General features: G+C 70.1%; 11 protein-coding genes. 5 read left to right on the forward strand and 6 right to left on the reverse strand.

Annotated features, from left to right (window positions below):
- Positions 1–1,348 (reverse strand): DEAD/DEAH box helicase (locus DZG09_RS08965; protein WP_162893242.1); only part of this gene is annotated, 1,348 nt, incomplete at its 3' end.
- 349 nt (positions 1,349–1,697) lie between these two features.
- Between DZG09_RS08965 and DZG09_RS08970 the strand changes: the two genes are divergently transcribed.
- A complete protein-coding gene (locus DZG09_RS08970; RefSeq protein ID WP_119697235.1) occupies positions 1,698–2,408 on the forward strand; it encodes a ferritin-like fold-containing protein in 711 nt (236 codons plus the stop codon).
- A 57-nt stretch (positions 2,409–2,465) separates the two neighbouring features.
- Here the strand turns inward: DZG09_RS08970 and DZG09_RS08975 are convergent, their stop codons facing one another.
- Both DZG09_RS08975 and DZG09_RS08980 read right to left on the reverse strand, forming a co-directional pair.
- Entirely contained in the window at positions 2,466–2,756 is a 291-nt protein-coding gene (locus tag DZG09_RS08975) for a hypothetical protein (RefSeq protein ID WP_119697236.1), read from the reverse strand.
- A gap of 6 nt (positions 2,757–2,762) precedes the next feature.
- Positions 2,763–2,987: a DUF3107 domain-containing protein gene (locus tag DZG09_RS08980; protein ID WP_119697237.1), complete on the reverse strand. Its 225-nt coding sequence runs from the start codon at positions 2,985–2,987 to the stop codon at positions 2,763–2,765.
- A 141-nt stretch (positions 2,988–3,128) separates the two neighbouring features.
- Between DZG09_RS08980 and DZG09_RS08985 the strand changes: the two genes are divergently transcribed.
- Positions 3,129–6,422 carry an ATP-dependent helicase gene (locus DZG09_RS08985; protein ID WP_119697238.1) on the forward strand — a complete coding sequence of 1,098 codons (3,294 nt, stop codon included), beginning with the start codon at positions 3,129–3,131 and terminating at the stop codon, positions 6,420–6,422.
- Entirely contained in the window at positions 6,419–9,826 is a 3,408-nt protein-coding gene (locus DZG09_RS08990; RefSeq protein ID WP_240423799.1) for an ATP-dependent DNA helicase, read from the forward strand. Before DZG09_RS08985 ends, DZG09_RS08990 begins: the two co-directional genes overlap by 4 nt.
- 20 nt (positions 9,827–9,846) lie before the next feature.
- Here the strand turns inward: DZG09_RS08990 and DZG09_RS08995 are convergent, their stop codons facing one another.
- Positions 9,847–11,091 carry a protein kinase family protein gene (locus DZG09_RS08995; protein WP_119697239.1) on the reverse strand — a complete coding sequence of 415 codons (1,245 nt, stop codon included), beginning with the start codon at positions 11,089–11,091 and terminating at the stop codon, positions 9,847–9,849.
- Positions 11,092–11,155: 64 nt separating this feature from the next.
- On the opposite strand from DZG09_RS08995, the gene nudC reads away from it, so the two are divergent.
- A complete protein-coding gene (nudC, locus tag DZG09_RS09000; protein ID WP_119697240.1) occupies positions 11,156–12,076 on the forward strand; it encodes an NAD(+) diphosphatase in 921 nt (306 codons plus the stop codon).
- Entirely contained in the window at positions 12,031–13,827 is a 1,797-nt protein-coding gene (locus tag DZG09_RS09005) for an ATP-dependent helicase (RefSeq protein ID WP_119697241.1), read from the forward strand. Before nudC ends, DZG09_RS09005 begins: the two co-directional genes overlap by 46 nt.
- Before the next feature lie 47 nt (positions 13,828–13,874).
- Here the strand turns inward: DZG09_RS09005 and DZG09_RS09010 are convergent, their stop codons facing one another.
- Together DZG09_RS09010 and DZG09_RS09015 are read right to left on the reverse strand one after the other, a co-directional pair.
- Positions 13,875–14,771 carry a hypothetical protein gene (locus tag DZG09_RS09010; protein ID WP_119697242.1) on the reverse strand — a complete coding sequence of 299 codons (897 nt, stop codon included), beginning with the start codon at positions 14,769–14,771 and terminating at the stop codon, positions 13,875–13,877.
- A gap of 106 nt (positions 14,772–14,877) precedes the next feature.
- Positions 14,878–16,311 (reverse strand): zinc-dependent metalloprotease, encoded by a 1,434-nt coding sequence (locus DZG09_RS09015; RefSeq protein WP_205529109.1) that lies wholly within the window; start codon positions 16,309–16,311, stop codon positions 14,878–14,880.
- Positions 16,312–16,411: the final 100 nt, after the last annotated feature.

Raw genomic sequence — 16,411 nt, forward strand, 5'->3', positions numbered from 1 at the left:
CGCCCTCAGTCCGCTGCTCGCTCTGCTCACCGGCTCCGGATGACCCAGGGCGGCGGCGACGGCGCGAGGACTGGCCGTCCTGACCGGCGGGGCGATCGGAGCCGCCCTGCGAACGGCCGCGGTTCTCACCGCTGCGGCGTCGAGGCTTGTCCGACTTCGGCGCGGACGAGATGCGGCCCTTCGTACCCTCGGGGATGTCGAGGTCCGTGTACAGGTGCGGGCTCGACGAGTACGTCTCGACCGGCTCCGGCTGGCCGAAGTCGAGCGCGCGGTTGATGAGTGCCCACTTGTGCAGATCGTCCCAGTCGACGAACGTGACGGCGATGCCCTCGTTGCCGGCACGACCCGTGCGGCCCGCCCTGTGTAGGTACGTCATATCGTCATCAGGGATCGTGTGATTGATCACGTGGGTGACGTCGTTGACGTCGATGCCGCGGGCGGCGACGTCGGTTGCGACCATGACGTCCTTCTTGCCCGCCTTGAACGCCGCCATCGAGCGCTCGCGCTGCTCCTGACCCATGTCGCCGTGCACGCCGCCCGTGCTGAAACCGCGGTCGCTCAGCTCATCGACGAGCCGCTGCGCCGCACGTTTCGTGCGAGTGAAGATGATCGTCTTGCCTCGACCGCGCGACTGCAGGATGCGGCCGATGACCTCGTCCTTGTCGAGCGAGTGTGCGCGGTAGATGACGTGCTTGATGTTCGCCTGCGTGAGTCCCTCATCCGGATCCGTCGCGCGGATGTGGATCGGCGACGACATGAATCTGCGAGCCAGCGACAGGATGGGGCCCGGCATCGTCGCGCTGAACAGCTGCGTGTGGCGCTTGGCCGACACCATCTGGAAGATCTTCTCGATGTCGGGCAGGAAGCCGAGATCGAGCATCTTGTCCGCCTCGTCGAGCACGACTTCGGTGGCGTTCGACAGGTTCAGAAGGCGCTGGTTCGCGAGGTCGATGAGGCGACCCGGCGTGCCGACGACGATCTGTGCGCCGGCCTTGAGCTGGTCGATCTGCCCCTCGTACGCCTTGCCGCCGTAGATCGCGACGACGCTCGTGGGCCGGTTCGAGGTGAGCATGTCCATGTCTTCGTACACCTGCACCGCGAGCTCGCGGGTCGGGACGACGATGAGGGCCTTCACACCGGGCTCCGGGTTCTCGCCGAGACGCTGCACGACGGGGATGCCGAAGCCGAAAGTCTTGCCGGTGCCCGTCTTGGCCTGGCCGATCACGTCCTGGCCTGGGAGCGAGAGCGGGATCGTCTGCTCCTGAATCGGGAAGGAATCCTCGATGCCCTTGGTGGTCAGGGCATCGAGGATGTCCTGATCGACGTTGAGATCTGCGAAACGTGTCACGTATGTACTGCCTGTCCGGCGGCCTCTGCCGCCTCGAAGTAAGGTTCCACGCCCTTGCTTCCCCAGGCGCGGTGGCCCGAACACTTCGCCAGGGCCGCCACCCAGACTACGGCACCTGCTGCGCCGGCCGCTGAGCGACCGTCCGCGGCGTTCTCCTCGTCGGAGTGCAGAGCATGCGATTGAGCAAGAGGCGAGAATGCTCCCATTCTTGAGGCGAACGATCGAGCGTCGCAGGGGCGCGGCCCTGAGCACGTCTCCTCTTCGGCCTTGCGGCCGGACGCTCATCGCCGATGCTCGCAGCTGAACCGCGTCTGCACCGGCCTCTGCGCCGGGCCCGTATGCTTGCGACGTGGTGAATTGGTTCTGGAGGCGACGGCCGCCGGCTCGCGTGCTGCGGCTGCGGTCCAGGGGCGAGCTCAGCGACGCCCGCCGGGTCGACTTCGCCGAGCTGGCGCCCGATGTGTCGACGTTCCTCGGCCAGGCGGCGTATCTGCAGCTGGGGTACTTCGAGACGCTCGGCCGTCTCGTCAGGGCCACTCCCGGTCTCGGCGAGAAGGAAGCGATCTCGCTCGCTGCGGGACGCGCGCTCGCCAAGCATCGCCAGCTGGTCGACCTGATCCGGGATCGCGTCGGCGACCCCACGGATGCGATGGAACCGTTCCGAGAGCAGCTCGACGAGTTCCGAGGCAAGACGATCGGTGCGCGCCCCCGAGAGACGATGCTCGCCGTGCACATCACGGCAGGGATGCTCGACGACTTCTACCTCGCGCTCTCGTCCGGCTACGGCGAGGTCGGGCGCCGCGTCGAGCGGATCCTGGGGGAGAGCAGCGATCGCGAACAGATCGAGGAGATTCTGGGCGAGACGATCTCGAGCGACGAGGAGTGGCGCGACCTGCTCTCGATGTGGGCGAGACGGCTGGTGGGCGACACGCTTCTGGTGGCGCGCAGTGCGCTGGTTCCGGAGCGGCTCGCCACCGACGAGAAACGCATCGAGCCCGTGTTCACAGCGCTCATGGCCGCGCACTCGCGCCGGATGGACGAACTCGGCCTCAACTCCTGAACGACCCGATGCCCCAGGCGCCGGATGCCGTCGGCGTCGGACAGCGGGCCGAGGCGATCAGGCGATGCCGAGTCGCTCCCGCTCTGCGGCGTCGAAGCGCGCTCGCCTGACACCGACGACGACGGTGACGGTGATCGAGGCGATGATCGCGGCCGCGAACGTCACGAGCCACAGCCACACGTTGCCCTCGCCCCATTGCAGCCAGGTCAGGAGCGCGTAGGCGGCAGCCGCCGTGGCAACAGCGACGCCGGGCGTCAGGACGACGCCCCGGTCGCTCCGGTGCGGGAGCAGGAAGTGCAGCCCGATGCCGAACGCGGCCGCGGTGATGAGAGCAAGCAGGATGTACATGATCGGTTACGAGACGAAGCCGACGGGGTTCTTCGTCTCCGCGCCCACCTCGACGTAGGCGATGTTCGCGGTCGGGACGAGGTAGCTGGCGCCCTTGGCATCGGTGAAGTCGATGTGCACGGTGCCCTTCGTCAGCGCGTCTGCGACGGTCTTCTTCACCTGCTCAGCAGTCTGAGTGGACTCGAAGCTGAGCTCGCGGGCGGTGTTCGTGAGGCCGATGCGGATGTCCACGGGGCTACCTTTCGTCACGTCGGGGCCGGCGCCTGCCGGTCCTCTCCTCAGCCTATGGCACGCCTCGGACACCGCGGCCCCGTGCACGCTGACGGCGAACGCCGAGGGAGTGTCCGAGGGTGCGGATAGCGTGGTCGCGTGATGAGATTTCAGCCGAGCGGCGATCAGCGCGAGGTGCTCGACCTGCCGACAGCAGCATCGGGAACGGTGATCGGGGCGTCCGGCACCGGCAAGACCTCGGTGCTGGTCGAACGCGTGGGCCGGATGCTCGGGGCCGGCGCGGTGGAGCCGGGCGAGATCGTCGTGCTCACGCCGACCCGAACGTCGGCGACCCGGCTGCGCGACGAGCTGGGGGTGCGCGTCGACGTCGCCACCCCTGGTCCGCTGGCGCGGTCGGTGGGCTCGCTGGCGTTCCAGATCGTGCGCGGAGACGCCGTGCGCCGCGGCGAGGCGCCGCCGCGGCTGCTGACGGGAGCCGACCAGGACCGCATCATCGCTGAGATTCTCGCGGGCGATGAGAACGACGAAGAGCGGGGGCTCGTCCGTTGGCCGTCACACCTGGGCCCGCTGGTGCGGCGTTCGGCGGGCTTCCGCTCCGAGCTGCGGGCTTTCCTCAGCGAGCTCACCGAAATGGGTGTCGAGCCGATGGAGCTCGAGTCGCTTGGCGACGAGACGTGGGCGGCGGTGGCGGGGTTCGTCCGCGACTATCGCAACGTGCTCGCAGGTATGCGCGAGGCGCATCGCGACAGCTCGGAGCTGTACGGCGAGGCCGCGGCGGCGCTCGGCGCCGACGGGCACGGTCCGCTCGGTGACATCGATCGGCTGCGCGTGGTCATGATCGATGACGCGCAGGAGCTCACCCGCGGTGGGATCGCCCTGGTCGAGGCGCTGCGTGCCCGCGGCGTCGCGGTGCTCGCCTTCGGCGACCCCGACATCGGGTCCGGCGCGTTCCGGGGCGTCACACCCGAGCTGTTCGCTCGGCTGGCAGGCGTTCTCGGCGGCGTGCAGGTTCTCGGCGAGGATCACCGCGGCCATCCGGCGATCTCGCGCCTCGCCCGCGTCGTCACGCAGCAGATCGGCGCCGCAGGTCGCGTCGACCATCGACGCCCGCCCGGCCAGGAGATCGACGCGCCCGCGGCAGTCGGGCGCCTCATCGCCGGTTCACCGCACGAGGAGATCGATCGCATCGCGTGGGCACTGCGCTCGTGGCATCTCGACGACGGGGTGCCATGGCAGAACATGGCGGTGATCGCGCACGACACCAGCCAGATCACGGTGCTCGAAGCGGAGCTCGCCGCCCGTGAGGTGCCGACGCGGGCGGCCGGAGTGCAGAAGCCGCTCGGCGAGGAGCGCGCGGTGCGAGAGCTCGTCGAGATCGTGCGCCTCGGGCTGCAGCATGCTCCGGCGCGCGACCCCGATGCGCTGGTCGCCGCTCTGCGCTCACCATACGGCGGTTTCGACGGGGTGGCCCTGCGCAGGCTGCGCGCGAGGCTGCGTCACCGCGAACTCGCGGACGGCGGCACGCGCTCGGCGAAGCAGCTTCTCGCTGAGGCGCTGAACGAGCCCGACCTGTTCGACGCGATCGACACCTCGGAGGCACGCGCGGCGAAGCGATTCGGCGCAACGCTGCGCAGAGTGGCCGAACTCGGCGAGGCGGGAGCAACGATCCACGAGCTTCTCTGGGAGGCATGGAGCGGCGCGCGCACCCTCGATGGTCGCACGCTGTCGAGGGCATGGCAGGAGCTGGCGACATCGTCGCGTCCCCTCGCGGCGGAGACGGGGCGCGCGCTCGACGGGCTCGTCGCGCTGTTCGCGGCCGCCAAGCGCTTCGTCGAGCGCTCACCGGGGGAGGGGCCGACCCCTTTCATCCACGGAATCCTCGACAGCGACGTTCCGGAGGACTCGCTGAACGCACCGGAGCGGCCGGGCACCGTGACGCTTCTCACTCCGGCGTCCGCCCTCGGGCGGGAGTTCGACGCCGTCGTCGTCGCCGGCCTGCAGGACGGCGTGTGGCCGAACGTGCGCCTGCGCGGAGGGATGCTCGACGCATGGCGTCTCGCAGATGCGGTCGGCTCTGCGCGGGCGGGCGGCACCGAACCGGAGCCGCCCAGCTCCCTCGACCGGCGCAGGTCGGCGCTGCACGACGAGCTCAGGCTGTTCGTGCGAGCGGTCGCCCGCGCCCGCTCGCGCGTGCTGCTCACTGCCGTGAGCGATGACGATCAGTCGCCGAGTCCGCTGCTCGACCTCGTACCGGAGCCGCCGACACAGGAGACGGCGCAGCCGGGTGGAGAGACGGGGCTCGATCATCCGCTCACCCTGCGCGGCCTGGTCGCCAGGCACCGCCGCGCACTGACGAGTTCGACCGCCGGGGCGACCGGACGACGGCACGCGGCGGAGCAGATCGCGGTGCTCGCGCGGGAGGGCGTCGCGGGCGCCGACCCCGCAGAATGGTACGGCGCGGCGGAGCCGACGACCCTCGAACCGCTGATCGACGCGCACGAACGGCCGGTGAGGGTCTCGCCGTCGATGATGCAGACTTTCGAAGACTGCGGGCTGGACTGGGCCATTCGGATGCTCGGCGGCGACACGTCGAAGTCGGCTTCGACGGGCATCGGCACCATCCTGCACGCCGCTCTCGAGGCCTCGCCCGGCGGCGACATCGACGAGATGCGCCGCGTCGTCGACGAGCGGTGGGGCGAGCTCGAGTTCGAAGCGGGCTGGCTCGAGAAGCAGAGTCGAGACCGCGTCGAACTCTCGCTGCAGAACCTGCACCGCTATGCCAGCGCCACAGCGTCAGACGGCGGGCGCGTGCTCCAGGTCGAGGCGCCGTTCGAGGTCGTGATCCCCTTCGACCCAGATGCCGAGACCTCCGATGGTTCGGAGCACACAGTGATCGGCGTACCGGAGGGTGGACGCCGCCCCGATGATGCGGGGCCGCTCGCCCTGATCAGGGGTGTGATCGACCGTGTGGAGGCCTACCCGCCAGGGCACGGTGACCACGGCGGTGCGCGCGGCCGCGCATGGGAACCCATCGCCCCGCGCGACCCCGCGGCGAGCGAGCAGATCGTGATCGCCGACCTGAAGACCGGGACTTTCGAGGACCGCCTGGGCGACGGCAAGGTGGCCGAAGACGCTCAGCTGGCCGCGTACCAGCTCGCCGTCGAGGCAGGGCTGATCCCTGACGCGTCTCCTGCGTCGCTGGCGGGGGCGAGGCTCGTGGTCGTCTCCAAAGCCACGGGCAAGGCGGCATACCGCGTAGCGCACCAGCGCGCGCACGGCACGGAGGAGCGGGCCGCCTTCCTTCAACGCGTGGTCGACGCCGCGCGGGGCATGTCGGCCGCGGGCTTCACCGCGAGCGTCGACGCGCACTGCCAGGGGTCGCATCGCCCCACCCTCTGCCGACTCCACACAGTGAAGGCGGTGAGCGCATCGTGAGCGCGCCGGAATGGTCGGGCCCGCTGCGGCTCGATGCAAGGACGATCGCGGCCGCCCTCGGGCTGCCGTCGCCGACGGACGCGCAGAGGGCCGTGATCGAGGCTCCCCCTGCGCCGGCGCTCGTCGTGGCCGGGGCGGGCAGCGGCAAGACGGAGACGATGTCCGGCAGGGTCGTGTGGCTCGTCGCCAACGGACATGTCGCGCCGAGCGAGATCCTCGGCCTCACCTTCACGCGCAAGGCCGCAGGCGAGCTGGCGGAGCGCATCGCCGCACGTCTCGAGCGCATCGGCGAGATCGCTGACCGCGGCCTGCTGCCTCATCTGACCAGTATCGTCGAATCCGGCGAACTGATGCGCGCGCACGCGGCGACGGAGCGCGGCGCCCACGCCGCGCGACGGGCGATGCTCGACGAACTGGCCGAACGGTACCGGACCGGATGGGATCCGACCACGGGGCAGCAGATGCGGGGTGTGCTCGATCGCCCGCGCGTGTCGACCTACAACGCCTTCGCCGACCAGATCGTGCGCGAGCACGCCGCACGGATCGGGCGCGACCCCGAGGCGGCGCTGCTGAGCGACTCCGCGTCGTGGCTGATCGTGCGCGATATCGTGATGGGCGCGGACGAGGCGGGCCTCGACGAGATCGACAACGGTCTGAACACGATCATCGAGCGCGTGAAGTCGCTCGCAGGCGACGTGCTCGACCACCGCGCGGACCTCGCCGCCGTGGCAGAGTACGCCGCCGGTCTCGGCGACGCTGTGGCGACGATCGCGACGAACGAGGATGCCCGCAGCGCCGCTGGCAACCTGCGCTCGCTCGGCCGGCTGCTGCAGCTCGTCGAGGAGTACGGAACGGAGAAGCAGCGCCGCGGCGTGCTCGACTTCGCCGATCAGGTGACAGGAGCGATCGAGGTCATCGAGCGAGCACCGCAGGTCGGCGTGGAACTCGCGCAGCAGTACCCCGTGGTGCTGCTCGACGAGTACCAGGATACCTCGGTGACGCAGACGGAGCTGCTCGCGATGGTGTTCCGCGATACGGCGGTGATGGCCGTCGGCGACCCGAACCAGTCGATCTACGGCTGGCGAGGCGCGAGCGCCGACAACCTGCCCGCCTTCTCCGGCGCGTTCTCACGCGGGGTGCCCGCCAGCCGCTACGACCTGATGACGAGCTGGCGCAATGATCGCAGGGTGCTGTCCGCGGCGAACCGCCTGCTGGCGCCCTTCCGTGCAGACGGCGGCTTCCGTGTCGAACCGCTCGAGGACCGCCCGGGCGTGGGCGAAGGGCACGTCGACGTGCGCTTCGAACTCACCATCGACGATGAGGCCGCCGCAGTCGCAGAATGGTTCGCCGACGCGCGCGCGGCGCATGCCGAGTCGAAGCCGCACACCGGGGCGATCCTGTTCCGCGCGAAGAAGCACATGCAGAAGTTCGCCGACGCGCTCGACCGGCTGGGCATCCCTCACCGCATCCTCGGCCTCGGCGGCCTGCTGGCCACCCCCGAGGTCGTCGACGTGATCTCGGCGCTCCGCGTGGTGCACGACCCCACCCAGGGCTCCGCCCTCATCCGGCTGCTGGTGGGTCCGCGCTTCGGCATCGGGGTGGCCGACATGGGTGCGCTCTACGATCTCGCCACGACGCTCTCGCAGCGCGACGAGACCCTTGCACCGCTGAGCGACGAGATGCGCGCGAAGATCCGCTCGTCCACAGGCGCCGACGAGCAGGTGTCGATCATCGACGCGCTGGACTTCCTGCGCCAGATGCCTGATGACTACCGATTGTTCGAGCAGATCAGCTCCGCCGGCAGAACCCGGATGCGCGAAGCCGCCGCGATGTTCGACCGACTCAGGGCCGCCGCAGGGCAGCCGGTGCCCGAGCTGATCCGGCTGATCGAGTCGGAGCTTCGGCTCGACATCGAGCTCGCGGCCAACGAGAGCCGCGGCCCGGCCCGCACCGCCGCGACGCAGCTGCGCGCTTTCTCCGACGAGGTGCGGAGGTTCCTCTCGGCCGACGAGCACGGCACAATCGGCAGTCTGCTGGCGTGGCTGAAGCACGCAGAGGACACCGACGAGCTGAAGCCGCGCAGCGAGCCTCCGGAGCCCGGTGTCGTACAGCTGCTCACGATCCACGGATCGAAGGGGCTGGAATGGGACGCCGTCGCTGTCGTCCGGATGGTCGAGGATGAGGTTCCCAAGAAGCCCCGCAGCACGCTGGGATGGCTCGGCTTCGGGCAGCTTCCGTACGCGTTCCGGGGCGACAGCAGGGCGCTGCCGCTGCTGGACTGGGAACCGGGCGAGGACGGCAGGACGCTCGCCAGGCAGATCAAAGCGTTCAAAGAGCTGAACAAGGAGCACGACCTCGCCGAGGAGCGAAGGCTCGCGTACGTGGCCGTCACCCGTGCGAAGTCGCATCTGCTGCTCACCGGCTCGTCCTGGTCTGGAGGGAAACGACCGCGCGCGGTCAGCGACTACCTGATCGACATCATCGACGAACTCGGGCTGGATGACATCGAACTCGACCCGGGAGAGGAGAACCCGTATGACGGTGAAGGGCGCACCGTGACCTGGCCGTTGGACCCGCTCGGCGCGCGCCGAGCGGTCGTCGACGGCGCCGTCCGCCTCGCCGGTGACGCGCTCGCCGCGGACCGAACCGCGCCGTTCGAGCCGAGCCCGCAGCTGCGCCGACTGCTGGAGGAGCGCCGCCTGCGTGAGGGAGGCCAGCCGCCGGCGCCCCCCACGCGACTGCCGGCATCGCGGTTCAAGGACTATGTCACCGACTATGCGGGCACCGTGAGCGAGATCGGGCGCCCGATGCCGGAGAAACCGTATCGCCAGACCCGGCTGGGAACCCTGTTCCATCAGTGGGTCGAGCAGCGCTCCGGCCTGGTGGGGAGCGGCCCCGCGCTCGACGACCCGCTCTGGGAGGAGGACGAGCTCATCGTCGCCTCACCCGCAGCGCCGGCGGAGCACCAGAACGGCGCTGAGGATGCATCCGCCGCCGATGAGGCAGATCTCGCCCGGCTTCGCGCGATCTTCGAACGCAGCGAGTGGGCGGAGCTGCAGCCGATCGAGGTCGAGACCGAGATCGACTTCGCCCTGCCGACGGCCGAGGGCGAGCCGCCTCACATCGTGATCTGCAAACTCGATGCCGTGTACGAGCGAGACGGGCGCGTCGAGATCGTCGACTGGAAGACGGGTCGCGCGCCCCGGACAGCCGCTGAGCGCGAAGACCGGATGATCCAGCTCGCGCTGTACCGGCTGGCCTATCACCGGCGGCACGGAATCCCGCTGGACAAGATCGACGTCGCACTGTTCTACGTCGCCGACGACCTCGTGCTGCGCGACGACACCGACGTGCCGGGCGAGGCGGACATCATCTCCCGTTGGAACGCGGCACGGGAGGGGTAGCGGTCGGCGCAGACCGCTCTCTACGAGCGGCCGGCGTCTTCCCGGTCGTCTGAATCGTGTTCGGCGTCGTCGGCGAGCACATCGCGCTCGAAGCCAGAGAACTCCACCGGCTCCGTCTGCTGGAACTCCTGCTGACGGCGATGCTCCGCGTCGTCCGCGTCATCGTCGTCCGTGTCGTCCCAGTTCGAGCCCTCGGCGAACGCGAGATCCTCGGGAGAATAAGCGTCGGTCTCCATCGCCGTCGGGGTGTGCTGCTGCTCGGCGCGCTCCGGCACGCGCCCGATGAGCGCAATCGCTTCGTTGACGTCGACTTCGCCGTCGCGGGGAAGGTCGTCGAGCAGGCCGTAGTCCCGGATGTCGTCGGCCAGCGTCTCGAGCAGGCCGGCGGCGTCGCTGACGACGTCATCGCGCCGCGCGTCCGCGCCGTGCAGCAGCCAGCGGGCGAACTCCATCTCGGCGTGCAGCCGAGCCCGCACGCGCAGCGCCGGGTCGGGAGCGCGGTGCGCGGCTTCCGTATAGGCGTCGATGACGTCGTCCTCCGCCGTCTGCGCCGTCGACAACCAGCGCAGATCGATGGCGGGATCGTCGACGGCGAGCCCGTGCCAGTCGTACACACCGGTCACGATGGGCGCGCCGCGCTCATCGTCGCCGAACAGGAACGCCGAGGCTCCGACCCCGCCGAGCACGATGGTCGGCTCGAACGACCAGAGCCTGTCATCGTCGATCGCCTCGCGCCAACGCACCGTGAGGCGCACAGGCACGTGGCCGCTGGCAGCCGCCCTGTCGAGCACATGCGCGGCATCGGCGCGTGCCTCCGCTGCACCGTGCTCCCGCAGGCCTGCGGCACGGACGACGGATGCGGGCAATGCGTGGATGGCGGCCAGCGCGCGGCCGATGGAGCGGGCAGCGCCCTCACCCGGTGGGATCTCACCGGCATCGATCTGATAGCCGGGAAGCATCGTGGTCACGACGGCGCGAGTGCCGTCGATCGAAGCCTGCCCGAGGAACTCCGGTCCGTCGATGCCGAGCAGGCCTCGCACACCGGGAGTCAGGGCTCGAAGCGCGACGACCTGCGAGGCGAGCTCATGCTCCGCCTCTTCGTCGACGGGAACCCGGATGACGACCTCGCGCCCGTCGCCGAGCGTGGCGATCGCCGAGTCGTAGCGCTCATCGCCCCCCGCGCTGAGCCGGCGCGCGCCGGCGATTCTCACGCCGGGAACTGCCGCCGTGACAGCCGCCGCTAGAGTGAGGGGAGAGCGTGCCATGCGATTCAGATTAGGTCGACCGGCCGCATTTGCTTCACGCCACGCCCGCAAGGAGAGGCACCGCATGTTCCAACCCGCCCCTGCAGGAATCGTCGATCGAGCGGCAGAGGAACGGGAGCAGGGCGACCTTCTCGAGAAGGCGCTGGCTGATCCGCGCACTCGCGTGCTGCTCATCCACGGCGACTCCGCCCCGCGAGCGACGGATGGACTGGGCTGGCTGTCGCCCGACGACGTCGCAGAGCTCGTGGGCTCGCCCGTCGATTGGGCGTTCCTCGGACGCGACGATGAGGGGAGCGCGGTGCTCCTCGCCGCAGCCCGTGGGCGAGAACGGCCGATCCCCGATCTCGGCGACGGCTGGGCATCGCTGCGCGAGACCGCCACGAGCCTGCCTGCACCGATCGCCGACCTGTTCACCGTCGCCGTCAGCCTGGGTCGATTCCTGGGCGAGCGGTTCTGCTCGCGATGCGGAACTCAGTCCCCGCTCGCGACGTCGGGCTGGTCGCGGTCCTGCCCGGAGTGCGGCGCCGAGCACTTCCCCCGAACCGATCCCGCCGTCATCGTCGCGACCGAGAGCCGCGACGGAGAACGACTGCTGCTCGGGGCGAACGCCGTCTGGAAGGGCCGGATGTACTCATGCTTCGCAGGTTTCGTCGAGGCCGGTGAGTCGCTCGAGACGGCGGTGCATCGCGAGCTGCTCGAGGAAGCGGGCGTGCGTCTGAAGGACGTGCGCTATGTCGCATCGCAGCCGTGGCCGTATCCGCGCTCGCTGATGCTGGGCTATCGTGCGACGGCGGCAGCCGAGCACGAGGTGCGTCCCGACGGCACCGAGATCATCGACGTGCGCTGGTTCACCCGGGACGAGATCCGCTCCGGCTTGGCGGGACGCGCCGATTTCGGCCTGCCGGGCCCGGTGTCGATCGCTCACCGACTCATCGCCGAATGGGCGCAGGAAGGTCGCGCGACCGACGAGGTCGGTGGCGCGTGAGCGCACTCGATGCGCTCGACGAGCAGCAGCGCGAGGCGGCGTCCATCCTGCGCGGCCCCGTCGCGATCCTCGCAGGAGCCGGCACGGGCAAGACCCGTGCGATCACGCATCGCATCGCGCACGGCGTCGACACCGGCGCGTACACGCCGAGTCGGCTGCTCGCGCTCACCTTCACGACGAAGGCGGCGGGAGAGCTGCGAGGGCGGCTGCGGGACCTCGGTGTGCAGGGCGTGGTCGCACGGACGTTCCACGCCGCCGCACTGAGCCAGCTGAACTACTTCTGGCCGACTGTCGCCGGCGACGTCGCACCGAAGATCATCGACAACAAGGTGCGTCTGCTTGCGCACGCCGCCGACGGCGTCGGTCTCAGACCCGACACTGCGACGCTGCGCGACGTCGCATCGCAGATCGAATGGCGCAAGGTCACGATGCGATCGATAGACGCATACGCCGGGCTCGGACGCCGAGTCGGGCAGCTCAGCCCGGATGCGCTGGTCGCGATGATGAAGTCGTACGAGGAGCTGAAGGACCAGCGTCGCCAGCTCGACTTCGAGGACGTGCTGCTGGCATGCGCCGGGATGCTCGAGGGCGAACCGAAGGTCGCCGCCGCGGTGCGAGAGCAGTACCGGCACTTCACGGTCGACGAGTACCAGGACGTCTCTCCGCTGCAGAACCGGCTGCTCGAACTGTGGCTCGGCAACCGCCGCGACCTGTGCGTCGTCGGCGATGCCAGCCAGACCATCTACTCGTTCACCGGCGCCGACGCGAAGTTCCTGCTCGACTTCTCTCGGCGCTACCCCGACGCGAAGGTGGTCCGACTCGAGCGCAACTACCGCTCCGATCGCACGATCGTCGATGTCGCCAACGCGCTGGTGAAAGGGCGCCCGGGCGCGCTCAGACTCGTCGCCCGTGACACGGATGCCCACGCCCCGACACCGATGGTCTCGGCGTACGACGACGAACGGCGCGAGGCGGAGGGGATCGCCGAGGCGATCGAACGGCAGCTGACAGCGGGCGCCGCACCGGACGCGATCGCGGTGCTGTATCGCGTGCACGCGCAATCGGCGGCGATCCAGCAGGCCATCGCGGCACGGGGCATCGCCACGACCGTGCTCGGCGGCAAGCGCTTCTTCGATCTCCCCGAGGTGCGCCAGGCGATCCTCGGTCTGCGTGCCGCGGCCGTCGCCCCATCGACGGCGTCGATCGCCGGGGACTTCGAGTCGGGGCGCACGCGAGAGGATGCGGTGCGCATCGCCAACGTCCGCGACGTGCTGCGCAGTCTCGGCCACAGCGAGGATCCGCCGGAGGCGGGTGGTGCGCTGCGCGACACATGGGAGGCGCGTCAGGCCATCATGCGGCTCGCCGAAGAGGCGCCCAGCGGCACGACGGTGCGTGCGTTCGCCGACGCGATGCTGGCCAGGGCCAAGGACCAGCATGAGCCGGCGCTGAAGACGGTGACGCTCGCGACCGTGCACGCCGCCAAGGGCCTCGAATGGGCGCACGTGCACCTCGCAGGCGTCGCCGAGGGACTGATGCCGATCTCCTATGCGACGACTCTCGAGCAGATCGACGAGGAGCGTCGTCTCGCCTATGTCGCCATCACCCGCGCGGCGCGCACGCTGTCGGTGACGTGGGCACGGGGAACGGGGAGGAACGAGCGCACGCCATCGCGGTTCATCGGCGAGATCGTCGGTCCCAAAGCCCTGCGCGCGGGGTCGGGGTCCGTCGCGCTGCGCCCGCTCGAGGACTGACAGCTGCGCACGAACGCTTCGGTCGCGAGAAGCGGAAGCCGGATCTCTCAGGCTGCGTGCACCGGCACGGTGACCGCCGTGCGCTCGGCCGAGCGGCAGAGGCATTCGGGGTGCGGGCGATGCGTCAGCCATCGGCGGGGCAGGCCCCACTCCGGTGCGGCCGGGCCCGTCGGTGCGTGTTCGATCATCGCCGAGCGGGTGGCGAGCGGTTCGTCAGCGGCGGGCTCGGGCTGCTCGGCGACGAGGCCGTCATGGAGCAGGCGGGCGGTGAGACTCGCCGCTCCGACGGCGAGCGACAGCGGGACGGTGGGAGCGGATCGCAGCAGCAGCTGAGAGGCGAGAACGGGCCACGCGGAATCCGCGGCGGTGCGATGCGCGTCGAGGCACGCCAGGCACGCCGATCGACCAGGCAGCACGAGAGGGCCGACCTCGGCGCCGGACGTGGTGAACACGAGCGGGAGATGCGGTGCGTCGTCGCGGGCGCACCGTGCACCGAGATGGGGCGGGACGACATGCGCGGCCAGGAGCACGACGGGTGTGGCAGGGTCGACGGGCTCCTCATCGGGGGCCAGCCAGGCGGCGGGCCAGCCGTCGTCCGTCAGCGCGTCGATCACCGCCGTTGCGACGACGGGTGAGACGGCGTCGGTCGCGCGGACGACCACGCCGTGCTCGTCAGGCACGATCGTCTCGAGAACCGGCGTCAGCATGCGCAGCAGCTCGCCGACCGCGGCGGCCGGACCGTCTGCGCTGCGGGCGAGCGGCGCAGGGTCGGCGGCGAGCTGCTCCGCACCCGCGCCAGGGAAGCCGAGCTCGAGCTGCGCGATCGCACGCTCCTGCCACGGCGCGGGGTCGCGCAGGGACAGGGCTCCGTCGAGCCCGAACTGCATCGTGTGCGCGTCGCGCCACAGCGGACCATGGCGGGGATCGATGCGAACGAGGCTCATGAGCCGATTCTCGCGGCTGCGCCCCCGGCACGGCGCCTTGTCCACAGACCGGTCCGACAGATCCGGTCATCTCGCGCCCTGTGGAGGGCGCCGCGCGAGGCGCGCGCTACTCCTTCTCTTCTCCCGAGCCCGGTTCGTCGCCCGTGCCGTCGTCGGGTGCATCAGCCGTATCGCCCGACTCTTCCGACAGCAGCTGCGCCAGCGCCTGATCGAAATCGTCCGGCGCCGGCTCTTCGCCGCGGGCCCGCGCCTGGAGCCTCGAGATGAGCCCGCTCGGGTCGTCGATGTCGGCGGAATCCGGCATCAGGTCGGGGTAGTCCCACAGTGAATCACGAGCGGACATACCGACGGCATCCGTCACGGCCCGCCACATGTCGGCGGCCTCGCGCAGTCGGCGCGGTCTCAGCCGCAGCCCGACGAGCGCTTCCAGCGCGTCCTCCGCAGGTCCTCCCGCCGCGCGCCTGCGTCTGATCACCTCGGCGATCCGGTCGCCGCCAGGCATCCGGTTCGTCGCATCGGACGTGACGACGTCGACCCAGCCCTCGATCAGCGCGAGCAGTGTCTCGAGCCGCTCCAGAGCACGTCGCTGCGCCTCCGACTGCTCGGGCAGCAGCGATCCGGACTCGAGAGCCGCGCGCAGCTCATCCGGGTTCTGCGGATCGAAGCGGCTCGCGAGGTCTTCCAGCCGCTCGACATCGATGTCCACGCCGCGGGCGAAGTCGGTGACCTGTCCGATCGCCTGCAGCCTCAGCCATTTCGCGTGGCGGAACAGGCGTGCGTGCGCCAGTTCCCGTGCCGCGATGTACAGCGCAAGCTGATCATCCGGAATCTCCAGCCCGCGGCCCAGATCCTCGAAGTTCTGCGGCACGATCGCCGCAGCTCCCGCAGGCATCACGGGAATGCCGACGTCGCCGCCGGACACCACCTCGCGTGAGAGCTTGCCGATCACATGGCCCAGCTGGCCGGCGAACATCTGCCCGCCGATTCCGCGCAGCATCCTGCCCGCGCCGTCGAGCATCTGCTGCATGTCGTCGGGCGACTGTGCGCGCAGCGCGTCGATCAGCCCGTCCGCCATGCTCGTGGCGACCGGTTCGGCGAGCTCCTGCCACACGGGCAGTGTCAGTTCGACCCACTCACCGCGCGTGATCGGGCGTGCGGGCTCCGCGAGCTCGGAGATCGTCGTCGCCTCGCTCAGCCACAGATCGGCGAGTGCGAACGCCTGTTCGTGGTCGGTCTTCTCACCGGTCGTGATCGCGTGGCCGTCCTGATTGGCGAGATGCAAGGCCTGTTGCTTCGCCGCGTCCCACGAGATGCCGCCGTCACCGGCGGTCGCGAACGCCTGCTGCATGCTCTGCATCAGCGGCTGCAGCATGGCGGGGTCGATGCCGGCCGCGCCCATCTGCTCCGACAGTCGCTTCAGCTGCTCGGGGTCGAGTCCGCCGCCGGCGAGCGGGTTGCCGCCGGAGCCCGCGTCCTCGAACAGCTTGCGCAGGAACTCGGGGAAGTCGTCGTCGGGGCGGGGGGAGTCATCGCTGGTCACGTCAGCCGCCTTTCGTGCGCCGCTGTCAGCGTGCGGAGAGGTTGTCACGTTCTACGCTAGTGCTCGCGGCACGTCGACCGGCCGGCGATCCGTACGCCGC

The organism is Microbacterium halotolerans (assembly GCF_003569805.1).
GTDB lineage: Bacteria > Actinomycetota > Actinomycetes > Actinomycetales > Microbacteriaceae > Microbacterium > Microbacterium halotolerans.